Below are 23,547 nucleotides of genomic sequence, written 5' to 3'. Positions count from 1 at the left end.
AAAACAATCATGAAAAAGATAAAAAATATATTAATGATACTGATGATGCTGTGTCTAGTACAGCATACGTATGCGCAATTTCCAATGCCACCAGAAGTTCCAATTTGGGATGCTAATAAAGTGACTTTACAATTGCATAAAATCTCGGATAATGTTTATGCCGTTTCGCCATCAACGACCGAAACTGAAACCACAAAAGGAATTCCGCAAGCTACTTCTGCGGGATTTATTGTGGGCGACAAAGGCGTTTTGTTAATTGAAACCATGTTGAGTAAACGATTATACGATCAATTATACAAACTGATTCGTTCTGTTACTCCAAAACCAATTGTTTATGCAGTAAACACAAGCGATCACGGGGATCACTGTTTTGGAAATTATCTGCTTCCAAAAGAAACTATTCTGATACAAAACGAATTCTGCAAAGAAAACCTTGCTAAGAATTATGACGGAATAAAACAATTTATGATCATGCTTTTTGGAAAAGACCGCGGGATAGAGCAAAGTGTGTTTCGTCCTGCGGATCTTACAATTGCTTTAAATCAAAGTTTGAAAATTGATATGGGCAGCGGAAAAATTGTAGAAATCATAAATGTTGGAACGGCACAATCTCCAGCCGATTTGTTTGTATTTCTAAAAGATTCGGATAAGAATGTTTTATGGGCAGGAAATCCTTTTATTGCTGAAAGTCCAACGATTCCGTGGTTGTTTGACGGTTATTTTTTGGAGCCTGTTCGCAATCTTCAAAAAATTTATGACATGATTGGAGATAATGATGTTGTGGTTCCGGGTCACGGGCGAATTACCAATAAAAATGGAATTAAATACACCATTGATTATGTAAATGCTTTGAAAAAAAATGTGGAAGATGCAGTAAAAAAAGGCGAAACTCTGGAACAAGTAAAAACTTCGGTAACAATGAAGGAGTTTGATAAAGGATATGTTCTTTTTAATTGGCTGCATTACAATTTTAATATTCCAAACGCATACAACGATATTAAGAAAAACTTAGGCAAATAGCCATGAAAAAAATCATTCTTATATTTCTTATTTGTTTGAAACTTCAGGCACAATCGTATCCAGATTTTAAATCCTTGCGATATGATGAAAACTATGAGGTTTTACAAAAAGATACTGTCAAAAAAAGCTGGTACAAAACCATGAAATATCTGCCTCTCTCCTCTTCGGGAGAAACTTATCTGAGTTTTGGAGGAGAAGTCAGGTATCAATATTTCTATGCCAAAAATGAAAAATGGGGAGATGATCCCGAAGATCCTGACGGATACATTTTGAATCGACTTTTGCTTCATGCCGATTTTCATTCGAGCAAATACTTTCGAGCTTTTATTCAGCTTCAAAGCAGCAATGCCAATGGGAGAATTGACCCGAGTCCGGTGGATAGTAATCCGCTCGAAGTGCATCAGGGATTTATTGACCTGAATCTGTTTTCTGAAAAAAATAAACAATTGATTTTTAGAGCTGGAAGACAGGAATTGAGTTATGGATCACAGCGTTTGGTTGCCGTGCGCGACGGACCAAATAACCGCCAATCTTTTGATGCTGCAAAAGCAATTTTTGGGTACAATAATTTCCACACCGATTTATTTTACAGCCATTATGTAGTGGCTCAAGATGGTATTTTTGATGATTATTCGAATAAAAAAAGACAATTCTGGGGAAGTTATTTTGTTATCAATAAAATTCCGGCGATCAAGAATGTTGACCTTTATTATTTGGGTTACCAAAGAGCCAATGCCAATTTTGATGATGCTAGCGGAAAAGAATTGCGCCACTCTATAGGAACTCGTATTTGGGGAAAATATGACGAATGGCGTTATGATGCCGAAGCGGTTTATCAGTTTGGAGATGTAGAATCTAAAAACATCAAAGCTTGGACAGTTTCTCTAAATACTGGATATCGATTTGCATCTGTAGTTTTAAAACCTGAATTTGGTTTTAAGGTCGAATTAATCAGCGGAGATAAAACAAACGGTGACAATCAATTGAATACTTTTAATCCATTGTTTCCAAGAGGTGCTTACTTCGGATTGGCTTCTGTTATTGGCCCTTCCAATTTAGTTGATTTTCATCCTTCCATCGCCTTAGAATTAGCAAAAAACATCGATTGGGTTATTGATTACGATATGTTCTGGAGATATAGCAGCGAAGATGGAATTTACGGTCCGAACACGATCATGATTTATCCTGGTGATGCCACCGACGCAAAAGAAATTGGAAAACAGTTGGAAAGTGAAATTATCTATACGCCTAACCAGTATTTGTATTTCCGCGTTGAGGCAACTTGGTTTAAAGCGGGGGATTTCTTAAAAGCTGCGGGAACTGGAAAAGATATGTTTTTTACAGGCGTTACGATGCAGATTAAGTTCTAAGTTAAATCATTGGCAAATTTTTAAACACATAGAAACATAAATTTTTTAATCTTAGAAAAGAATATTGAAAGAAACTAGTTTCTAACACATAGTCCCGATAGCTATCGGGATGCATTTAAATTAAGTGAAACGTCTTTTTTGGCAAAGTATATCTGTTTCTATGTGTTTAAAAAACTTATTGCTAAAAAAAATGATAATTTCTAAATATCAAAAAAATGACAACAAGAAGAGATTTTATAAAAATGGCTGGCTTGACAGGTGCTGCAGTGATGACAAATCCTGTTGATACATTTTCGAATCCTATAAAACAAGAAAAAATGGAATCAGAAATTCAAAATAAATGGTTAGATGGCTCAAGGTTGGTGGTTTCTATTTCTATGCAGTTTGAAGCTGGCGGACAGCCCGAAAATGCAGAAAGTCCGTTTCCGCAAAATATGCAAAAAGGCTATATTGATCAGCCTGCATTAACTTGGTATAAATACGGTTATAAAGAGGGAATTCCGAGAATGCTGGACAATTGGGATAAACATGGAATAAAAGTTACTTCGCATATGGTGGGTTCTGCCGTTTTACAAAATCCGCTACTGGCAAAAGAAATTGTGCAGCGAGGTCATGAAGCTGCTGCTCATGGCATGAACTGGAGTTCGCAATATGCCATGCCTTATGATGAAGAGAAAAAATTCATAAAAGCAGGTGCCGATGCCATAAAGCAAGTAACCGGATTTACTCCAGTTGGATATAATGCGAATTGGCTTCGACGTGGAGAAAATACCATTAAAATTCTGCAAGAATTAGGTTTTATCTATCATATTGACGATTTAAGCCGAGACGAACCTTATATAATTCAAGCCAATAAAAAAGATTTTGCAGTGGTTACATATACCATTCGTTGTAATGATATTGTTCTGATTGAAGGGAAAAACTTTTCAACGGATCAGTTCTTTAATCAGGTAAAAGCAGAATTTGACCAACTTTATGCCGAAAGCGAATTCAAGCGCAGACAAATGTCTATTAGCTTTCATGATAGAATTGGAGGCACTCCGCAAATGGTTCAAACAGTTTCTGAATTATTAAATTATATGAAAAAACATAATGGCGTATCTTTTAAAAGAAAAGACGAAATTGCCAAAATGACTCTAGAAGATAAAACATCTATTCGTGAGTAAACAAATTCAAAGTGGCTGAAACATTCAGTAAGGATTATAAACTTGAAAAGCCCATTTCAATAGAAATGGGCTTTTTATTATAGTTTTCATACCAAAATGTTAACTCCACTCTGGAAACTGGGTTTTATTTAAATCCAACTTTTCAATCGCTTTCATATCAGCATCGTCAAGCTTGAAATCAAAAATATTAAGGTTTTCTGTAATATGTTCTTTTTGAGAAGACCTCGGAATAGCAACAATACCTAGCTGGTAATGCCATCTTAAACTTACCTGTGCGGTAGTCTTGCCATGTTTCTTAGCTATTTGAGTCAAAACTTCGTTAGTAAAAAGACCATTTCGTCCTTCTGCAAAAGGCGCCCATGCTTGCATCTGTACATTATGCTGCTTTAGCACTTTATAGTCATTTGCCTGTTGAAAATAAGCGTGAGTTTCGATCTGATTTATAACTGGTTTTATTTGCGCATAAGATAAAAGATCAGCCAATTGGGCAGGATCAAAATTACTTATGCCGATAGCTTTGATTTTTCCAGCTTTGTACAGTTCTTCCATGGCTTTCCAAGATCCTTTTACATCGCCTCTCGGACGGTGTATTAGATATAAATCCAGATAATCTAGCTGTAATTTTCTTAGCGTTTCTTCAAAACCTTTTTTAGCATTTTCGTAACCAGCATCGTCAACCCATAGTTTTGAAGTTACAAAAAGCTGCTTTCTATCAATTCCGCTTTGTTTTATGGCTTTGCCTACTTCTACTTCATTCCCGTATACTTTTGCTGTATCAATAAGGCGATAACCAGCAGATATGGCTTCGACCACAGATTTCTGGCAAACTTCACCGCTTAATCCGTAAGTCCCGAACCCGAGCATAGGCATTTTTAGTCCATTATTTAGCTTTATATCTGGTATGCCTTTAGCATCTTTATCAATCAAGACATTTCCGAATACTTTAGGCATGCCTAAAATACCTAAGTAAATTCCAGCTGTCGCTAATGTACTATTTTGTAAAAACTTGCGCCGGCTTATTTCGTTTTTTGGGTTTTGAGAACTCATGTTTTTTTGGTCTATTAGTTAGTTAGTAATCAATTACTAAAAGTATATATTTTTTTTAATAAAATGATTCATTTTCTAATATTGAAAATTTTTCAAAAAGAAATTTAAAAGCTACTCCATAGCCATTTGTTTTTCTCCCCAAATTCGCATCTGGTCAATAAACGGAATTAATTCTTTTCCCGTTTCCGAAAGGCGATATTCTACACGAGGTGGCACTTCTTTATAAACCTTTCTCATAATTAATTTATCTTCTTCTAATTCTCTTAGCGTTTGAGTAAGCATTTTTGGTGTTATTCCTTCTACAATTCTTTTTAATTCGCCATATCTCATGATGCCATCTTTCAAATACCACAAGATTCTTCCTTTATATTTTCCGCCAATTCTTTGAAAAGCATAATCAACAGGACAATAAGCGGTTTTATTTTTTTTTATCATTTTTTTGATTTTAACAAACTGATAATCAGCATTACTTTGTTTTTGGTATGTAGGATACAAAATTGTGCCTACTTGTCGTAAAGATATCATTTAATTTACTTTGCATAAACATTTTAAATAGAAATAATATGGCTTATAATACACAAGAAGGTTCAAAAGATATCAAAGTATTGGAGATTCGTAATTATTTACTAAAACCCAATTTAGCCGACACATTCAGTAATTTTTTTCACACAAAGTTTGTTGAACCTATGCAGGAATTAGGCGGTTACACTTTGGGAGAATTTAAAATTGAGAACTCAAATGATCGATTTGTTTGGTTTCGTGGCTTTAAAAACATGGAAACCAGAATAAAATTTCTAAATGACTTTTATTGTGAAAGCATTGTATGGAAAGAAAACGGAAAAGCAGCCAATGAAATGATGATAAACTCTGATAATGTTTATCTCTTAAAACCATTGTATAAAAGCTCAAATCTTAAAACCAATAAACACATCACAGTTATTGATTTCTACATCTGCAACAGTACATTAGAACAAACAATAAAACTATTTGACATTGAATATATTCCGTTTCTGAAAACTATGGATGTTACTGATATTTCGTTTTGGGTAAGTGAAATGAAAGAGAACGATTTTCCGAGACTGCCTGTTTTTCAGGATAAAAATCTCTTGGTAGCTATAACCCATTATGAAGACAAAAGTGAGTATAAAACAAAACAAAAAGCAATTGACAATATGCCGTCTTCATTAAATTTTTCAATACAGCAACTGGTAACAATCCATCGTAAATTATTACTTTTAAACCAACAGACTAATAATCAAACAACTAAAAATGATGCAAACTGAAGATTTAGAAATTCCAAAAATAAAGTTTGATGCAAATGGAGAATTAATAATCACGCCTTCTCCTACTTCATCTAAAGATGATTTTGATTTTTTTCAAGGAAAATGGAAACTTCGCAATAAAAAACTCAATTCAAGATTGTCCAATTGCACTGAATGGACAGAATTTGAATCGACACAAGAAATGTATAAAATTCTAAATGGAATTGGCAATATTGATAATTTTCTTGCCACTTTTGACGGACATCCATTTGAAGGCATGACCGTAAGATTATTTAATCCGAAAAGTAAATTATGGAGTATTTATTGGGCCGATTCTAATGAAGGAAAACTAGATCCGCCGGTATTAGGTTCTTTTGAGAATAATGTTGGCCATTTTGTAACTAAAGATGTTTTTAACGGAAAAGATATCGTTGTGATTTTTCGCTGGGATGCCAGAGACAAAAATAATCCTGTATGGAGCCAAGCATTTTCTGAAGATAACGGAAATTCTTGGGAATGGAACTGGTATATGTATATGTCCAGATTTGAGCAGGAAAATTAAAAAAACTAAAGCCGTATCAAACTCTCTGCTAATACGGCTTTCCGATTTTTTATATCTCTTTTAAGTATATTTCTTTCTTTTCCCCATCCTTATCAATCGTCACGCGCTTCTCAATATTAGCTTTATCAGTATAAGATTGCCTTGCACTACCATAATTTGTTGTAGAACCTTGATAGCCAAAATAATTATAATAATTAGTATAACCAGATACGTACGAATAATTATATGAGTTTGTGAAATCAAAACTTACCATAACAACATAAGTTCCTGGCATTAGATCTGCAAATTCAAAATGTCCTTGATCGTCATACACTTTGGCCTTTTTAACTGAATAACCAAAATCGCTATCCAAAGGCACTTCTGGCATTTTTTTCTGTTTGCGAATTTTTTTGTTGACTTCTAGCCATTCTTCATAATACACAGAACTTGGAAATAGTGTAATTTCTGTACCTCTTGGAGCGTATTGTTTTTTGGCTGTATTAACCAAACCTCCCAATCGCTTACCCGAATCAGATCTTGCATAAGCTGTACCAATTATGACACTGTTGCCACTGGAAATCTGTCTGGCAACTTCTTCTTTATTAAATTTATTTTTAATTGGCTGATAATCTAATTCTTCATTAACAGTAATCTCCCACATTCCATTTGCCATAGACATTTCGCGCTGCCATAATCGACGGTCTTTTTTGTCTATAATATAATTATAATAAGCGTTAGTACTTTCTTCCAGAACTGAAACAATCCATGAATCATGCTTTCCAGTTCGAGGAGAATTGTAAACGAAGCTTTTTACTTCTTTAATAGTGTAATATTCAACAAGAACATTTGACTCGTCATTGTAATAAAATTGCGGAAAACGACCTTTATACCCAACATCCAATGGTAATGTTCCAATTAAGTGATCGGTCCAGTTGAAATCAAAAAATTCCTCCTTTGGCTTAAGCTTAAGCTTTTTGTCTTTTTTGGTTTTCTTCGAATAAAAATTACCTGTAATCGTTTCTCCAAAATTAAGGTTTAGTTTTGCATTCTTCGTTTCATCAGAATAACTAATCGCTTTAAGAGTTAATGCATCTGCTGTACTAATTCTTGTTGTAGGCTTTCCGTTGTCTTTTGGAGTAAAAGTATTATTTAAAGTCAGCTGATTGTTAGCCAAAGAAATATCGTAAGTCAATGCTCCCATATTTTTCCATTCTGTACCTTTTACATAATACACGGTATAGAGCGATTTTTCGGGTTTAATATATTTTGTATTGATATCTTTACTTCCAGGGACTATTTCTTTTTGGCTAAATGCAAGAAATGGAACTAGCATCATTATATACAAAATCTGTTTTGCTAAACTTGCTTTTCTATTCTCAAAAAATGTTAATTTCATTGCTAAAAAACCATCTAAACTGTTAACTTTCATCGGTATTTATTTGATTAGCCACAAATTTACTGACGTCAAATACAGAAAACAATACCTGATTACATGGTTATTTTCCATTAAAAAAAAATAGTTTTTTTTAAGTCTAAAGCATTATTTAAAAATATTTCGAATCGCTTTTCCTATTTCTGCAAAATCATCGTGACTGCTTACAGATCTTTTTTCTGTATTGCTTAATGCCGTTTTAGAAAAAGGATAAATAAGCATATAGTTGTTATTATTAAATCTATGATTCAATAGATCCGGAATATCTCGCATTCTCGGAAAATAGGAATGCATTCCTCTATCTCCCATCATAATGACTAGGCCTTCATTTTCTTCAATAGAAAGTGCTGTCTGTTCTGCATTTTCCCAATTTGAGAAAACATCAAATGTGGCTTCTATAGAGGCCTTTTTTGCAATTCTTTTCAGAATATCCAGCGTTTTCTCTTTTCCATAAAAACTCATTTTTGCTCCAGAATTACGGCCTATATTCCAGATTCTCAACATCGAATGAAAAAATCCAGCATCCAGCTCGGCATCTGCTGGTATAAAAACCAAATATCTTTTAATCGTGGCGGCAGGCTGTACAGCGTGATATACCATCAAATTGATGCTTTTATTTCGAAGATAACCGTTATACAAATTATACACAAATGAAGCCGAAAAACCTTTTCCGCCTTCAAGCCCTACAATAAGGTCTGTAATTTCTTTTTCTTTTATCACATTACTTATTCCGCTTGCTATATCATTGTCGTGACGTGTAATTGGGTGCAATTCAACATCGGCAGCAGAAGCGGCTTTAATGGCATTTTCTAATATTCGTTCAGCATTTTTTTCAGAAGATTCATTGGCATCTTCGTTAATTACATTTACAGCATACAGCTGCTTATTTGCAGAGGACTTTACCATCAGTCCAAGATTGACCATTTTTTCAACAGTAGCCTCATGGTTTACTGCCAAAAGTATATTTTCTTTCTCTTCGTTCTTACCCGATACGGTATTGTCTTTATCTGCCTGTGCTATACGCTGTGCACTTGCCATCGATACAAACGATGATACGGTACAAGAAACGAGAATAAGAAGAATACTGCCGTTAAGCACATGTTCATTTAAAAGTCTTATAGGTTCTCCCGCATCATTTTCGCCAATAATTATATTATATCCAACCATTACAGAAGCCAGCGTAGCTGCCGCAGATGCAGAACTCAATCCAAAAATCAGCTGACCCTCATCATTTGTAAGTTTAAATGTCTTTTTCGTTAGCATAGCTGCAACGTATTTTCCTCCAATAGAAGCAATAAGCATAATTGATGCTACCCACAATGTCTCCCAACTTTGTATAAAAGCACTAAAATCAATCAGCATTCCGACACTTATTAAAAAGAAAGGAATAAAAATCGCATTTCCGACAAACTCCACTCTATTCATCAACGATGAAGTATGCGGAATTAACTTGTTTAAAGCCAATCCAGCAAAAAAAGCTCCAATGATAGATTCGATACCTGCCAATTCAGCCAAAAGTGAAGCCAAATAAATCATGACGAGTACAAAAAGATATTGAGAGATTTTATCCTCCACATTTTTAAAGAACCAGCGGGCAATTATCGGAAAAACAAGCAGTACAATTAATGTGAAAATGACCATCGAAACTGATAACTTCACCCAGAAAGCTGTTCCGACTTCTCCCTGTGACATTCCGACTACAGCGGCCAAAACGAGAAGCGAAAGCACATCGGTAATCATCGTTCCTCCTACTGTTATATTAACTGCAAGATTTTTGGCAATTCCTAAACCGCTTACCATCGGGTAAACGATTAAAGTATGTGACGAAAAAAGACTGGCAAAAAGAATTGAGGTAAGCAATGAAAATCCCAGTATATAGTAACCACCAACGAGTCCTAAAATAAACGGAACAGCAAAAGTGAAAATAGAAAAAATGATACTCTTCCATTTGTTCTTTTTAAAATCGGCCATATCGATTTCCAGACCTGCTAAAAACATAATGTACAAAAGACCTGTAGTTCCAGTAACTACTACACTGCTGTCCCTAGAAAGCACTCCAAAACCATTTGGACCTATTAGCGCACCGGCAATAATAAGACCCAACAGATGTGGCACTTTAATTTTATTCAATAAAAGCGGAATGCATAAAATAATGATAATCTCGATAAGATACTTTAACAAAGGATCTTCAATAGGAAAACTTATATGATGTATACTCAGCTGCATAAATTACTTTTTATTGGATGGAGTAAGTTCAACTGAGAATTTTGCGATGCAATTATCTTGACCCGTAATGGTCTGCGTGCCTTTGATTATATTTTTTTTAATATCATCAAGTACCACGCTCACTTTTATTCTGTTTTTAGAAGAAGTTTCCTTTGCCGAATCCAGCACTATTTTATTCTCAAGATATTGCCCTGTAAAAACTCGTTTAATTTCATTATTGCTCAATACATTGGTATACATTCCTGTCGAATCTGATCGGAACTCCCAAGTTTCAGTGCGCTGATCGCCAATGACATAATTACTGCAATTCGATTCCCTGCAAACCATTTTGCTGTTCCATGCTATTTTTAGGTTTTCAGGCCATTCTTTTATTTTTGGAAGCGTATCTTTTACTTTAGAGAGAGACAGTAAACTGTCTTTCATTTTTAACAGCTTTTCGTATTCTGCTTCTTTATCTTGAAACTGTTTCTCCCTTTCTAAAAGTGAGTTTTCGCGCACAATAAGCTCCTGCTCTTTTTTGTTTCCACAAGAATATAATGCAAGTATAAAACCGATAAGAATAAGTCCTTTTAAAGTCATAAGAATTGATTTTGGATTCTACAAGTTAAGCAGAAAAATCCTTTTAACCTTCCAAAAACTGATAAAAAAAGGAAAAATTGATTTTTAATTTGCAAGGATCTTAAAAGAAAAAGACGCCAATTATGACGTCTTTTTACGTTTATTGCTTTTCGCTAATATTCTTTTTTCAAATCAAATCTATCCAGATTCATTACTTTAGTCCAAACGGCAATAAAATCATGCACAAATTTCTCATGTGCATCAGATGCAGCATACACTTCTGCAATTGCTCTCAATTCTGAGTTTGAACCAAAAACAAGATCGGCACGTGTTCCTATCCATTTAGGCTGTCCAGTGCTTCGGTCGTTTCCTGTATAAAGTTCTTTATCGTTAGAAACGGCTTGCCATTGTGTGTTCATATCCAAAAGATTTACAAAGAAGTCATTTGTCAGGCGACCTGGTCTAGTGGTAAAAACACCATTTTTGCTTCCGTCAGCATTAATATCCAGCACACGAAGACCTCCTAAAAGCACTGTCAATTCTGGAGCTGTAAGGGTCAGTAAATTAGCTTTATCGATAAGCAATTCTTCTGTCAAAACAGATGATTTTGTTTTTCTGTAGTTTCTAAAACCATCTACTTTGGGCTCAAGATATCCAAATGATTCAACATCTGTCTGTTCTGCAGATGCATCCATACGTCCAGGAGCGAAAGGCACAGAAACTGAAGCTCCTGCGTCTTTAGCCGCTTTTTCAACGGCAGCAGTACCACCAAGAACTATTAAATCTGCCAATGAAACTTTTTTTCCGTCTCCTTGTACAGCATTAAATTCTTTCTGAATGGCTTCTAATTTATCTAAAACCACTTTTAATGCAGTTGGATTGTTTACTTCCCAATCTTTCTGTGGTGCAAGTCTTATACGTCCACCGTTTGCACCTCCTCGCTTGTCTGATCCTCTAAAAGTAGAAGCCGAAGCCCATGCTGTAGAAACCAATTGCGAAATACTTAAACCTGAGTTTACTATTTTCTCTTTCAGTTGAGCTACATCCTGATCATTAATTAAAGCATGATTCACTGCAGGAATTGGATCTTGCCACAATAATTCTTCCGCTGGCACTTCAGGTCCTAGGTAAAGGGCGCGCGGTCCCATATCACGGTGTGTCAGTTTAAACCATGCTCTTGCAAAAGCATCTGCAAATTCATCAGGGTTTTCTAAAAATCGACGGGAGATTTTCTCATAAGCTGGATCAAGTCTTAATGATAAATCGGTTGTAAGCATTGTTGGCAAATGTTTTTTGTTGGCATCAAAAGCATCAGGAATAATGGCTTCTGCATTTTTTGCTACCCATTGATGCGCTCCTGCAGGGCTTTTGGAAAGTTCCCATTCAAAACCAAATAAATTTTCAAAGAAGTTATTGCTCCATTGCGTTGGCGTTTTTGTCCAAGTCACTTCAAGTCCGCTTGTGATGGCGTCAGAACCTTTTCCTGAACCATAACTATTTTGCCAACCTAAACCTTGCAATTCTAAACCAGCAGCTTCTGGCTCTTTACCTACGTGATCTGAAGAAGCAGCTCCGTGCGTTTTACCAAACGTGTGACCCCCTGCAATTAATGCCACTGTTTCTTCATCATCCATTGCCATACGTCCAAAAGTATCTCTAATATCTTTGGCTGCAGCTATAGGATCTGGATTTCCGTCTGGTCCTTCTGGGTTTACATATATAAGTCCCATTTGCACTGCTGCAAGAGGTTTTTCAAGATTTCTGCTATGAATATTTCCATCTGCATTATCATCTGATGAAACAACGCCATGATCTTTTGGAACACCTTCAGAACCATCTTTATAACGTTCGTCACCTCCAAGCCAAGTCGTTTCAGATCCCCAATATACAGATTCGTCTGCTTCCCACACATCGGCACGTCCTCCTGCGAAACCAAATGTTTTAAAACCCATTGATTCTAAAGCCACATTTCCTGTTAAGATCATTAAATCGGCCCATGAAATTTTTTGTCCATATTTTTGTTTTATTGGCCAAAGCAATCTTCGTGCTTTATCAAGACTCACATTGTCTGGCCAGCTGTTAAGAGGTGCAAACCTTTGTTGTCCTGCTCCTGCTCCTCCACGTCCATCATGAACTCTGTAAGTACCAGCACTGTGCCAAGCCATTCTTATGAAAAGTCCTCCGTAGTGTCCAAAATCGGCAGGCCACCAATCTTGTGAATCAGTCATAAGAGCATGCAGATCTTTCTTTACTGCTTCGAGATCCAAACTTTTAAAAGCTTCTGCATAATCAAAATCCTTATTTAGCGGATTTGACAATGCTGAATTTTGTCTCAGTATGTTTACCTTTAACTGTTTAGGCCACCAGTCACGATTTTTCGTACCCGAAGCGGCTTGTTTGTCCATGCTCCCATTATGAAAAGGGCATTTGCTGATGTCATTTGATTGATTATCCATAGTTGAAAATTTTTATTTTTACTAAATTACAAACTAATGAAAGAGAAAATTAAGGCTGTAGATTGTAAATAATACTTCCGAAATAGACAAAATCTATTCTTAAATCTTTTTACACCCATGAATCCTTATAACTCAGATACTTCTACAAAAAAGGCTTCTTTCTAAAAAGCAACATTTTTTTTAAATGAGATTTTAACTACATAAATTTAATAAAAAGAATCTTTTTATTCTATAAAATTTTATCATCCAGCCATTTACTGATTTTAAAAACTATCGAAAAAGTATTTCTGATTTACTGGCGCTAAAAATCTTAGTGTATATCCCTTTGAAACCTCAACAAAATATAGAGAAAACATGGCCTGTATTTTTGTGTACGTAAAAACGTACTTTATTACTCCTTCCAAAAATTATTATTATCCAACTTTACACTTTCGGTTCCAAATACTGTAATCTACTATCTATTACTAACGATTAATCGTTTTACTAACCTTAAAATTTAAAAAGATGAAGAAATTCTTAAAATTAACCAGTATGCTACTTACCATGGCATTGGTACTTACTTCTTGCGAAAAGGAACAAGAAGACACGAATGGGCCCCAAACCTCTAAAAAAGAAGCTCAGCAAATCGCTAGCAAAGATACTCTAGCATCTAATTCGCCACTTGAAGGCAGCACCACAGCAAAAGGTACAGCTGGAGCTAGGACAATTACATTGCAAACTAATACGCTGTCTTGCCCTGGAGGTTTATGCACATCATATGGTGTTTGGTCAACAGGTGTTTACACTGTTTGGTTTCAAATGAAATTTAATAACGGATTCTATTGGAGCCGTGGCGGTAAATGCGGATATGGAATCTTAATTGGTGACCAAAATACAGGCGGTGATGCAGCATGGGATGGAAATGGCGGAAGTGCAAGATTTATGTGGTATTGCCCAAATGGATCTAACACTGCTAAAGGAAGCGGCGCTTATCTTCAGCCATATGTATATTATAGAGATCAGCCTGGACAATATGGTAATGATTTTGGAAAAAAATATTACATTCAAGAAGGCGTAACTTATAACTGCCAGATATCTGTTAAACTAAACACTGGATCAAATACAGATGGATATGTGAAATATTATGTGAATGGAACAGAGATATTGAATGAAAAGATTCGTTGGGTAACTAATGATTCTAAGAGAAATGTTAATGCTGTCAGCCTACATACTTTCCGTGGCGGAAGCCAAGATTATTGGACAGCTCCTGTAACAAGTTCAATCTACTATCCAAGTGCATCTTGGGATGCTCTGTAGTGCATAAGCTTTAAAAAGAATTTGAACCGAAAAAACAAAATATACAACTTCGATGTTTTTATCATTACCAATAAAACATTGGAGTTGTTATTAATACAAAAATCAGACAGGCAAAGGATGCTAATCGAATTGATTTTTAAAAATAAATCCTGAACCAAATTATTGATTCAGGATTTTATTTTTTTAAGCAATAGAATCTATCTCCAACCCAATGCCGGAGCCACGTGTTCTAGTATAGAAGATAAAATGTGTACATTATAATCTACACCCAAAGTATTCGGAATGGTCAACAGCAATGTATCTGCTTCCTGAATAGCTTCGTCTTGCGCCAATTCTTCAATCAGTTTATCAGGTTCTGCGGTATAGCTTTTACCAAAAATTGCTCTTTTGTCTTGCTCTATATAACCAAAACTATCATTGCCTTTGGCTTGTCCGCCAAAATAATATTTGTCTTGATCGTTGACGAGTGCAAAAATCGAGCGACTGACAGAAACTCTCGCTTCACGCTGATGCCCAGCTTTTTTCCATGCTTCTTTATATAATCTTATTTGCTCTGCCTGCTGAATATGGAATGGCTTTCCATTTTCGTCATATTTAAGCGTAGAACTCTGAAGATGCATGCCGTTTTCTGCTGCCCAAATAGCAGTTGCATTAGAGGCCGCTCCCCACCAGATTCGTTCTCTTAATCCTTCAGAGTGTGGCTCTATGCGCAACAGGCCAGGCGGATTTGGAAACATCGGGTACGGATTGGGTTCTGCAAATCCTTCTCCATTTAATTTATCCAAAAATTCCAAAGCTTTTTTACGCCCCATATCGGCATCGGTTTCACCTTCTTCGGGTTCATAACCAAAGTAACGCCATCCATCAATAACTTGTTCTGGCGATCCTCTGCTTATTCCTAGTTGTAAACGTCCTTCTGATATCAAATCGGCTGCTCCGGCATCTTCAACCATATACATCGGATTTTCGTATCGCATATCGATTACGCCCGTCCCAATTTCTATTTTGCTCGTTTTAGCTCCAACTGCAGAAAGCAACGGAAAAGGAGATGCTAACTGCTGTGCAAAATGATGCACACGAAAGTAAGCTCCATCTATTCCTATTTCTTCTGCAGCTACAGCTAAATCAATAGATTGCAACAAAGTATCTGCCGCTGTACGAGTCTTGTATGATGGATGATTAGCCCAATGCCCAAATGATAAAAATCCTATTTTCTTCATAACGGCTTTTATTTTTTTATTCTCTCAAATATACGCATCAGAAGCGAGTAATGCTATATTTTATATCATTAATGCATAAAATTAAAAAAACTAAATATTAGCTTTCAAACTTGTTTCAAATTATAATATGCAACATCAAAAAATAAATTTCAAAGAAGACATTCTGTAAATTTGATAGTACTCACTGAATATAATCCTAAAAAACAAGTCAACATGAAAAAGTTATTAGTATTATCTACCTGTTTCTTTTTAATTATTTTAACAGGTTGCAAAAAAGAATCCACAACCAATCCTGAAAAAGCTACCGCAGAAAAGGTATCTGATACACTAAGTACAGATTCTATTAAAGTTCCAGGTTCAGATGTTCTTCTACATCCTGAATATACCAGAACTATTGCTCGTACTGCCTATATTTGGGGATATCCTTTAGCTAATGTTTTTAATAGAAGAAATGCTTTTCGCCCTTTAAAAGAGCCTGGCAGACTTAACGGAGTTCTTCCTGGTGCCCCACTTGGGCAAATCTGTATGCTTTCTGATTATATAGCGCCGCAACAAAACAGTGTCGCATGTCCTAATCAGGATGTTGCATATGGTTATGGTTATTTTGAGCTTGATAAAACTCCTGTAGTCATTCAGGTTCCAGATTTTGGAGATCGTTTTTGGGTTTATGCTCTTTACAACGCCCGAACTGAACAAACTGGTCATGTTGGTAAAATGTACAATACAAAACCTGGATTTTATCTGCTTCACGGCCCTAACTGGAAAGGAGAAGTTCCTAGTGGAATTACTGGCGTAATTAAATTTGAAACCGAACTAGGAAATGCGATTCCAAGAGTCTTTCTTGATGACACGCCACAAGATAGAGCAGCTTTACAGCCTGTTATAAATCAAATTGTAGCCTATCCGCTTTCAGAATTTGATGGAAAAATGAAAACAAAAGAATGGAGTAAAGTTCCAAACATTCCAACAGGTAATACTGGCGGAGGTGAAATTAAATGGGTAGTTCCTGAAAAATTCTTCGATCTCTTGCCTGAAATTTTAGAAAAAGTACCGCCACTAAAAGGAGAAGAAGCTTTGTATGCTCAATTTAAAGCCTTACTGGCAACAGCGGCAAAAGATCCAGAGATTAAAAAAATAATTGTTCAAGAAGCGGTTACTTTAGACCAAACACTCATAAAAGATTATTTGAAATGGAAATATAATGGAAAACCTGCTGGAAATGGGTGGAACAGATCTTTTCATAATGCGGTATGGGGATTTGATTATACAAACCGAACCAGTTCTGGAAGAAGCAACATATTTGACAACAGACCAACAGAAACTCAGTATTTCTATACTGACAATACCACAAAAGGAGAAAAGCTTAATGGTAACCAAAATTATAAAGTAACTTTTAAAGTGCTTCCTCCTGTTAAAGGTTTCTGGTCAATGACATTATATAACGCTGAACATTTCTTTTTTCCTAACGATCTGAAAAGATATTCGCTTGGTACAAAAAACAAAGGACTTAAGAAAGATGCTGACGGTTCATTAACACTTTACGTTGGCAATAAAAATCCTGGTGTAGATAAAGAAAGCAATTGGATTCCTGCTCCTAAAGGTGATTTTTCATTATACATAAGAGCATATTGGGGAGAAAAAGCAATTATAGACGAAAGTTGGATTCCGCCTGTAGTTGAAAAATATTAATTTGATAAAAAATCATATCTAAGAAATTTGTTTAACATCTAAAAAATACTTTAAAAATAAAAACCTCCAATTGGAGGTTTTTTACTTAAAACACTCATTATCAAACAAAAACTTGCAACTTAATGTTGCAAGTTTTTTTGTTTCAAATTATAATTTGAAACATCTCTATCTATTTTTTGTGTAATTATTCTGACTTTCTAGCCTAATTTTGAGAAGCCTAAAAAATCTGTCCTTAAAAGCTCCCCAGTCTTTTTTTCTACTCCTGCGATTTTCATAATCAATTATTGATACATCTATACTAAAAACAAATAATTATGGATTGGATTATTACTACATTAAAAGATTATCCTGAATTGGCCGTTTTTCTAACCTTATCTTTAGGTTATTTCATCGGGAAATTTAAAATCGGAAGTTTTTCCTTAGGAACCGTCACCAGTGTTTTACTTGTTGGAGTCTTAGTCGGACAATTAGACATTGTGATTTCTCCTAACGTTAAATCCGTTTTTTTTCTCATGTTTCTTTTTGCCGTCGGATATAGCGTAGGACCTCAATTTTTTGGAGGTCTAAAAAAAGACGGACTGCCTCAAATGCTTTATGCTGCAATAGTGTGCGTCTTATGCCTTATATGTCCATACCTTATAGGTAAAATCATGGGCTACGATATGGGACTGACCGCTGGTATGCTTGCAGGATCTCAAACCATATCTGCTGTTATTGGTGTTGCTTCAGATACTATCAATCAGTTGGGGATTCCTGCTGACCAAAAAACAGCTTTAATCAATAAAATTCCAGTAGCATACGCCGTTACTTACATTTTTGGAACAGCTGGATCGGCTTGGCTGTTGGCTTCTATAGGACCAAAACTATTAGGTGGCAATCTCGTAGAAAAAGCAAAAGAACTTGAAATTCAACTCGGTGGAGACGCCATTGGCGATGACCCAAGTATTGCCTCTGCTTACGATCGTGTTATTTATAATGCCTATCAGATTGCTTCACACTCTTATGCCAATAATAAAACAGTTTCAGATGTTGAAAATGAGTTGGAAAGCAAAGGAAGACGGTTATTTATACAACGAATCAGAAGAGGAAAGGAAATTATAGAAGCTACTCCAGAATTTGTAATTAAAGAAAATGATATCGTTGCTTTGGGCGGAAGAAGAGAATATATGATGAATTATGTTGCTGTAAATGAGAAAGAAGTTCTGGATGTTGAACTTCTTAATTTTCCAGTAGAAGTTCTAAGCGTCTTAATTGTAAAAAAAGAAGTGATAGATAAAACTCTTGCAGATTTGCGTCATCTCAAATATATGCATGGAGTTGTAATCAGATCACTAAAACGATCTGGAATCCAGATGCCTATATTGCCCAATACAGTCATGCAAAAAGGAGATATGATTGAATTGGTGGGCATCAAACGAGATGTAGATCAAGTTGCCACTCATATTGGTTATCCAGATCGTCCAACAAACTCTACAGACATGGCATTTGTTGGCTTAGGAATAGTTCTAGGCGGATTGCTTGGAGCATTGACTGTCAAAATTGGCGGAGTGCCAATAAGCCTTAGTACTAGCGGAGGTGCTTTAATCTCAGGACTTTTCTTTGGATGGCTAAGAGGTCAGCATCCCACTTTTGGACGAATTCCAGAACCTGCATTGTGGATTATGAATAATGTTGGATTAAACATTTTTATCGCAGTAGTGGGTATTACGGCAGGACCAAGTTTTATTGTCGGATTTCAAGAAGCTGGCTGGGGACTTTTTATCGCGGGCGCAGCAGCAACAGCGATTCCGCTAATTATTGGACTTCTTATAGGAAGATATATTTTCAAATTCAACCCTATTATCACCTTGGGATGCGCTGCTGGAGCAAGAACTACCACTGCCGCTCTAGGTGCTTTGCAGGATGCTGTAAAAAGCAAAACGCCAGCCTTGGGTTACACCGTGACCTATGCAGTTGGTAATACGCTGCTTATTATTTGGGGCGTCGTCATCATTTTAATCATGAGTTAATCAAATTTTATATAATCTCTAAAACAATTTAAATCATGGCAATTGATATTTCAAAAATAAAGACATCTCGAGAGGTCGAGAAAACACTTCAAACTTTAAGTCCGTTTGAAATTAAAAATGAATTAATTCATCTGGCAGAAGAAAGCGCGCTTAAATCTACAGCGATAACCTTAAACGCTGGAAGAGGAAACCCAAACTGGATTGCTACTGTTCCTAGAGAAGCTTTTTTCCTTTTCGGACAATTTGCATTAGAAGAATGCCGCAATGTTATGGAAGAACAAGGCATTCTGGCAGGAATTGTACAAAACAAAAGCGGAGTGGCTTCACGTTTTGAAGCATTTTTAGCAAAACATAAAGATGCGCCTGGAGCTTCGCTTTTAGAAAAAACATACCAATATGGTGTTGATAAACATGATTTTGATGGTGATGCATGGATTCGCGAATGGATAGAAGCCGTAATCGGATTTAACTATCCAGTCCCTGATCGTATGTTAAGTCAGATAGAAATTATAGTTCACGACTATTTGGTGCAGGAAATGTGCGGTGTAGGAAACGATAAAGGCAAGTACGATATTTTTGCTGTTGAAGGAGGAACTGCGGCAATGTGCTATATTTTTGATTCGTTTATGCAAAACCACCTTACTGAACGCGGTGATAAAATAGCACTCCTTACTCCTACTTTCACGCCTTATATCGAAATTCCAGAATTAGATCGATACAAATTTGATGTCGTTTACGTAGAAGCAAGCGGAACTGGCGAAAATGGTTTCCACACTTGGCAATATCCAAATTCTGAATTGGACAAATTGAAAGATCCAGCAGTCAAAGTGGCTTTTGTAGTAAATCCGAGCAATCCGCCGTCTTCTGCAATGAGCACCGAAACATTAAATTATATTGCCGATATTGTAAAAAATGATAATCCGGAATTGATGGTTATTACCGATGACGTTTATGGAACATTCGTCAATAATTTTAGATCCTTAATGGCCATTATTCCGCAAAATACCATTACAGTATATTCATTCTCTAAGTATTTTGGCTGTACAGGCTGGAGACTTGGAACCATAGCCATTCATGAGGACAATATATTCGACAAAAAGATTGCCAATTTAAGTCCTGCCCTCAAAAAAGAATTGCATGACCGCTATTCCAGCTTAACATTAGAACCGGAAAAAATCAAGTTTATTGATCGACTGGTTGCCGACAGCCGACAAGTGGCTTTAAACCACACGGCAGGATTATCATTACCTCAACAATTTCAGATGATGCTTTTCTCTGCATTTTGTTTATTAGATACTCAAGATGTTTATAAAACCCTTACACAATCAATCATTCATAAACGTCTTAATTTATTATGGGAAGGACTAGAAGTTCCAATTCTAGAAGACCCGATGCGAGCAGGATATTACTCTGAAATTGATGTTATGGTTGCAGCAAAACACTTTTATGGTGAAGATTTTGCCAATTGGCTAAAAACAAACTTCGAGCCCGTTGATGTATTGTTCCGTTTGGCAGAAAAAACAGCAATCGTACTTTTAAATGGAGGCGGTTTTGCCGGCCCAGAATGGAGTATCAGGGTTTCTCTTGCCAATCTTCCAACTGATAGCTATCTAATATTAGGGAAAAATATCCGTAAAATTTTAATGGAATATGTAACCAGCTGGGAAAATTCAAAAAAATAATAGAATTGTAAAATATAAACATTTGATCTATGAAAAATCTATTTACTTTATTATTATCGGTCTTATTAGTAACAGGTATTTACGCTCAGAAACTACCTAGAATCAAAATACTTGCAACTGGAGGTACAATTGCTGGACAAGGCGCATCTGCAGATCGTTCTGCTTATACTGCGGGACAATTGCCAATAAAAGATTTAATCGCGGCGGTTCCAGGAATAGACAAAGTTGCAGAGATTTCGGGAGAACAGATTTCAAATGTAGGAAGTCAGGATATGACGGTAGATATTTGGATTAAGCTGAATAAAAGAATCAACGAAATTTATAAAAATAATGAAGCTGATGGTATTGTAATCACTCACGGAACCGATACGCAAGAAGAAACGGCTTATTTCTTATCATTAACAGTAAGATATGATAAACCCGTAATCATTACAGGTTCTATGCGTCCTGCAACAGCGATAAGCGCAGATGGGCCAAAGAATTTGTACGATGCGGTAACTCTAGCAGCGTCTAAACAAGCAGCTCACAGTGGTGTTTTGTTGGTATTTAACGAATACATTTTTACAGGAAGAAGTGCCGTAAAAACCAGTACAACGCACTTAAATGCCTTTACAGCACCAAACAACGGTCCAATTGGACAGGTTTACGACGGAAAAGTTTCTCTTTATGAAACTCCAGTAAGAAAAGCCAATAAAAGCACTCCGTTTGATATTACAGGTTTAACCACATTACCTGAAGTGGCAGTTGTCGAATTATATGCCGATGCACCAGCAACTGCAATAAATGCGTACGTAGCTTCTGGAGTAAAAGGAATTGTAACGGGAGGTTTAGGAAACGGAAATCTAAATAAAGTAAATTCAGATGCTGCGGCAAGCGCTGTTAAAAAAGGAATTGCTGTTGCAAGAGCTTCAAGAGTACCGTCTGGAAGGGTCACTTTATTTGACGAAACCGATGATCAAAAACTTGGAACCATTGTCGCAGATGATTTAATTCCGCAAAAAGCGAGAATTTTATTAATGCTTGGACTTACCCAAACTACTGACAGCAAAAAACTGCAGGAGTATTTCTTTGAGTATTAAACCATTGAAATTGTAAATTATGCGTGTCTTAACTTTTATAATTTTGAGCGTTTTTCTGTCGGCAGGTGCGTATGCACAGCAGGAAAAACAGACTGATACGATCCTAAATCATAAAACTCCTTTAATAAAAGCAACCAAAGTTGATTTGCTAAATAATGTCGATTTAATTTTCAATACTCAAGTGGGTTTTAACACCTATTTTGATGACGGAAATTACACTGGCAGTAAATTTGAAGTAAACCAATTTAGGCTGGAAGTAAAAGGAAAGGTATACAAGGACAAAGTATTTTTTAGGTTTCGAGACCGATATACTAAAGAAACTGAACCGCAGTCTACCGATAACATCAGCAGTTCTACAGACTTGGCTTTTATTGGTTATAAAATATCTGAAAGAACCAGCATTGCAATTGGTAAAATGACAGCAAACTGGGGCGGTTATGAGTTTGATATGAATCCGATTGATATTTATCAATACAATGATATTGTAGATAATTCGGATAACTTCTTAACGGGAGTTCAGGTAAACTGGAAACTAAATGCCAATCATGTTTTTTCGGGACAAATTTTAAATTCAAGGACGAAAACTTTTTCTGAATTATATCAAAATGTTCCCGATGTAGAAGAAGCCAAATTTCCTGCAGCATATGTCGGAAACTGGAACGGAAGTTTTTTAGACGGAAAATTTAAAACCATTTATAGTTTCAGCATTTTTCAGGAAGCTACAAAAAATGGACGACCGGTAAATATGTATTATACAGCATTAGGAAATCAATTTCGAAGCAAAAAATGGCTTTTCCAATATGATTTCAAATGGAGTAGCGAAGATCTAGATCGAACAGGAGTTGTTAGTAATATTATTCCAGATACGGTTTTAGATCACGCTGCAGAAAATGTATATTATGTAGAACACTGGCTTAGAACTGTTTATTCTCTGAATGAACAATGGAAACTTACGATTATCGGAATGACAAGTAAAGCTTCATGGAAAGATATTCCTGATCCTGCTGTAAGCTCGAATCGAATCCGTACTGCCTATGGTATTATTCCGACTGTTGAATTTTACCCAATAAAAAACTTCAATTTAAAGTTTTTTGCCACATATGTGCAGCGATTCTACAATTATAGTGATTATGCTAAAGCAGATTTGGGACAATCGAATACCACAAGCGGAAGAATTATGCTTGGTATAATTTCTCCTTTGGTGGTATTGTAATAATTTAAGTAACTAACTCAATTAAGAAGCTGGAGCAAATCGTAAAATGCGATTTATTCCAGCTTTTTTTATTTGTTTCTCGCAGACTTGGCAGATTGAGCAGATTTAAGAATAATTTAAAACTCTTTGACTTATGAATAGCCTCCAGCTTTAGCTGGAGGTATCAAAATAGTGCAAATAAAAGGCTTTAGCCGAATCACGTGTTTTTTGGCTAAAGCCCCATTTTGGATCGCTTTATTATAAACTCCAGCTAAAGCTGGAGCCAATTCAAATTGATAACA

At 35.9% G+C, this 23,547-nt stretch carries 18 protein-coding genes; 11 read left to right on the top strand and 7 right to left on the bottom strand.

Annotation, left to right across the window (positions count from 1 at the left end; translation table 11 throughout):
- Positions 1 to 9: 9 nt before the first annotated feature.
- The 3 genes from ACNRYB_RS14765 (at position 10) to ACNRYB_RS14755 (ending at position 3,556) form a co-directional block, all read left to right on the top strand.
- A complete protein-coding gene (locus ACNRYB_RS14765) occupies positions 10 to 1,020 on the top strand; it encodes an MBL fold metallo-hydrolase (protein ID WP_473727728.1) in 1,011 nt (336 codons plus the stop codon).
- Positions 1,021 to 1,022: 2 nt separating this feature from the next.
- Positions 1,023 to 2,390 (top strand): alginate export family protein, encoded by a 1,368-nt coding sequence (locus tag ACNRYB_RS14760; RefSeq protein WP_473727727.1) that lies wholly within the window; start codon positions 1,023 to 1,025, stop codon positions 2,388 to 2,390.
- 215 nt (positions 2,391 to 2,605) lie between these two features.
- Positions 2,606 to 3,556, top strand: a complete 951-nt coding sequence (locus ACNRYB_RS14755) for a polysaccharide deacetylase family protein (RefSeq protein WP_473727726.1) — start codon at positions 2,606 to 2,608, stop codon at positions 3,554 to 3,556.
- A 99-nt stretch (positions 3,557 to 3,655) separates the two neighbouring features.
- On the opposite strand, the gene ACNRYB_RS14750 is transcribed toward ACNRYB_RS14755, so the two are convergent.
- Positions 3,656 to 4,603, bottom strand: a complete 948-nt coding sequence (locus ACNRYB_RS14750; RefSeq protein WP_473727725.1) for an aldo/keto reductase — start codon at positions 4,601 to 4,603, stop codon at positions 3,656 to 3,658.
- A 111-nt stretch (positions 4,604 to 4,714) separates the two neighbouring features.
- Complete coding sequence (locus ACNRYB_RS14745; protein WP_410501065.1) at positions 4,715 to 5,035, bottom strand: winged helix-turn-helix transcriptional regulator; 321 nt, start codon at positions 5,033 to 5,035, stop codon at positions 4,715 to 4,717.
- Positions 5,036 to 5,166: 131 nt separating this feature from the next.
- Here ACNRYB_RS14745 and ACNRYB_RS14740 point away from each other — a divergent pair, with 131 nt between their 5' ends.
- Complete coding sequence (locus tag ACNRYB_RS14740; RefSeq protein WP_473727724.1) at positions 5,167 to 5,886, top strand: hypothetical protein; 720 nt, start codon at positions 5,167 to 5,169, stop codon at positions 5,884 to 5,886.
- A complete protein-coding gene (locus ACNRYB_RS14735; RefSeq protein WP_473727723.1) occupies positions 5,873 to 6,427 on the top strand; it encodes a hypothetical protein in 555 nt (184 codons plus the stop codon). The genes ACNRYB_RS14740 and ACNRYB_RS14735 overlap by 14 nt, the downstream gene beginning before the upstream one ends.
- A 49-nt stretch (positions 6,428 to 6,476) precedes the next feature.
- Here the strand turns inward: ACNRYB_RS14735 and ACNRYB_RS14730 are convergent, their stop codons facing one another.
- The 4 genes from ACNRYB_RS14730 to katG form a co-directional block, all read right to left on the bottom strand.
- On the bottom strand, positions 6,477 to 7,835 hold the full coding sequence (locus ACNRYB_RS14730) for a DUF3108 domain-containing protein (protein ID WP_473727722.1): 1,359 nt from the start codon (positions 7,833 to 7,835) through the stop codon (positions 6,477 to 6,479).
- A gap of 111 nt (positions 7,836 to 7,946) precedes the next feature.
- A complete protein-coding gene (locus tag ACNRYB_RS14725; RefSeq protein ID WP_473727721.1) occupies positions 7,947 to 10,064 on the bottom strand; it encodes a cation:proton antiporter domain-containing protein in 2,118 nt (705 codons plus the stop codon).
- Positions 10,065 to 10,067: 3 nt separating this feature from the next.
- Positions 10,068 to 10,643 (bottom strand): hypothetical protein, encoded by a 576-nt coding sequence (locus ACNRYB_RS14720; protein WP_473727720.1) that lies wholly within the window; start codon positions 10,641 to 10,643, stop codon positions 10,068 to 10,070.
- Between the two features lie 152 nt (positions 10,644 to 10,795).
- Positions 10,796 to 13,078: a catalase/peroxidase HPI gene (katG, locus tag ACNRYB_RS14715; protein WP_473727719.1), complete on the bottom strand. Its 2,283-nt coding sequence runs from the start codon at positions 13,076 to 13,078 to the stop codon at positions 10,796 to 10,798.
- 504 nt (positions 13,079 to 13,582) lie between these two features.
- Here katG and ACNRYB_RS14710 point away from each other — a divergent pair.
- Positions 13,583 to 14,374, top strand: coding sequence for a polysaccharide lyase (locus ACNRYB_RS14710; RefSeq protein WP_473727718.1), 792 nt, complete (start codon positions 13,583 to 13,585; stop codon positions 14,372 to 14,374).
- Between the two features lie 197 nt (positions 14,375 to 14,571).
- Here ACNRYB_RS14710 and ACNRYB_RS14705 read toward each other — a convergent pair whose 3' ends face one another.
- A complete protein-coding gene (locus ACNRYB_RS14705) occupies positions 14,572 to 15,594 on the bottom strand; it encodes an LLM class flavin-dependent oxidoreductase (RefSeq protein WP_008463550.1) in 1,023 nt (340 codons plus the stop codon).
- Positions 15,595 to 15,807: 213 nt separating this feature from the next.
- Here ACNRYB_RS14705 and ACNRYB_RS14700 point away from each other — a divergent pair, with 213 nt between their 5' ends.
- The 5 genes from ACNRYB_RS14700 (at position 15,808) to ACNRYB_RS14680 (ending at position 23,266) form a co-directional block, all read left to right on the top strand.
- On the top strand, positions 15,808 to 17,283 hold the full coding sequence (locus tag ACNRYB_RS14700; protein ID WP_473727717.1) for a DUF1254 domain-containing protein: 1,476 nt from the start codon (positions 15,808 to 15,810) through the stop codon (positions 17,281 to 17,283).
- 314 nt (positions 17,284 to 17,597) lie between these two features.
- The gene (gene aspT / locus ACNRYB_RS14695) at positions 17,598 to 19,292 is read left to right on the top strand and encodes an aspartate-alanine antiporter (protein WP_473727716.1); all 1,695 of its coding nucleotides are present in this window, start codon (positions 17,598 to 17,600) and stop codon (positions 19,290 to 19,292) included.
- Positions 19,293 to 19,327: 35 nt separating this feature from the next.
- The gene (aspD, locus tag ACNRYB_RS14690) at positions 19,328 to 20,974 is read left to right on the top strand and encodes an aspartate 4-decarboxylase (protein WP_473727715.1); all 1,647 of its coding nucleotides are present in this window, start codon (positions 19,328 to 19,330) and stop codon (positions 20,972 to 20,974) included.
- A gap of 29 nt (positions 20,975 to 21,003) precedes the next feature.
- Positions 21,004 to 22,053 carry a type II asparaginase gene (locus tag ACNRYB_RS14685; protein ID WP_129747499.1) on the top strand — a complete coding sequence of 350 codons (1,050 nt, stop codon included), beginning with the start codon at positions 21,004 to 21,006 and terminating at the stop codon, positions 22,051 to 22,053.
- 19 nt (positions 22,054 to 22,072) lie between these two features.
- Positions 22,073 to 23,266 carry a porin gene (locus ACNRYB_RS14680; protein WP_473727714.1) on the top strand — a complete coding sequence of 398 codons (1,194 nt, stop codon included), beginning with the start codon at positions 22,073 to 22,075 and terminating at the stop codon, positions 23,264 to 23,266.
- Positions 23,267 to 23,547: the final 281 nt, after the last annotated feature.

The organism is Flavobacterium sp. CR10 (assembly GCF_055814415.1).
This window is presented reverse-complemented; position numbering and strand designations above follow the sequence as displayed.

Coding starts and splice junctions, on each gene's coding strand:
- ACNRYB_RS14765 (WP_473727728.1), top strand. CDS start 10: ATGAAAAAGATAAAAAATATATTAATGATACTGATGATGCTGTGTCTA.
- ACNRYB_RS14760 (WP_473727727.1), top strand. CDS start 1,023: ATGAAAAAAATCATTCTTATATTTCTTATTTGTTTGAAACTTCAGGCA.
- ACNRYB_RS14755 (WP_473727726.1), top strand. CDS start 2,606: ATGACAACAAGAAGAGATTTTATAAAAATGGCTGGCTTGACAGGTGCT.
- ACNRYB_RS14750 (WP_473727725.1), bottom strand. CDS start 4,603: ATGAGTTCTCAAAACCCAAAAAACGAAATAAGCCGGCGCAAGTTTTTA.
- ACNRYB_RS14740 (WP_473727724.1), top strand. CDS start 5,167: ATGGCTTATAATACACAAGAAGGTTCAAAAGATATCAAAGTATTGGAG.
- ACNRYB_RS14735 (WP_473727723.1), top strand. CDS start 5,873: ATGATGCAAACTGAAGATTTAGAAATTCCAAAAATAAAGTTTGATGCA.
- ACNRYB_RS14730 (WP_473727722.1), bottom strand. CDS start 7,835: ATGAAAGTTAACAGTTTAGATGGTTTTTTAGCAATGAAATTAACATTT.
- ACNRYB_RS14725 (WP_473727721.1), bottom strand. CDS start 10,064: ATGCAGCTGAGTATACATCATATAAGTTTTCCTATTGAAGATCCTTTG.
- ACNRYB_RS14720 (WP_473727720.1), bottom strand. CDS start 10,643: ATGACTTTAAAAGGACTTATTCTTATCGGTTTTATACTTGCATTATAT.
- katG (WP_473727719.1), bottom strand. CDS start 13,078: ATGGATAATCAATCAAATGACATCAGCAAATGCCCTTTTCATAATGGG.
- ACNRYB_RS14710 (WP_473727718.1), top strand. CDS start 13,583: ATGAAGAAATTCTTAAAATTAACCAGTATGCTACTTACCATGGCATTG.
- ACNRYB_RS14705 (WP_008463550.1), bottom strand. CDS start 15,594: ATGAAGAAAATAGGATTTTTATCATTTGGGCATTGGGCTAATCATCCA.
- ACNRYB_RS14700 (WP_473727717.1), top strand. CDS start 15,808: ATGAAAAAGTTATTAGTATTATCTACCTGTTTCTTTTTAATTATTTTA.
- aspT (WP_473727716.1), top strand. CDS start 17,598: ATGGATTGGATTATTACTACATTAAAAGATTATCCTGAATTGGCCGTT.
- aspD (WP_473727715.1), top strand. CDS start 19,328: ATGGCAATTGATATTTCAAAAATAAAGACATCTCGAGAGGTCGAGAAA.
- ACNRYB_RS14685 (WP_129747499.1), top strand. CDS start 21,004: ATGAAAAATCTATTTACTTTATTATTATCGGTCTTATTAGTAACAGGT.
- ACNRYB_RS14680 (WP_473727714.1), top strand. CDS start 22,073: ATGCGTGTCTTAACTTTTATAATTTTGAGCGTTTTTCTGTCGGCAGGT.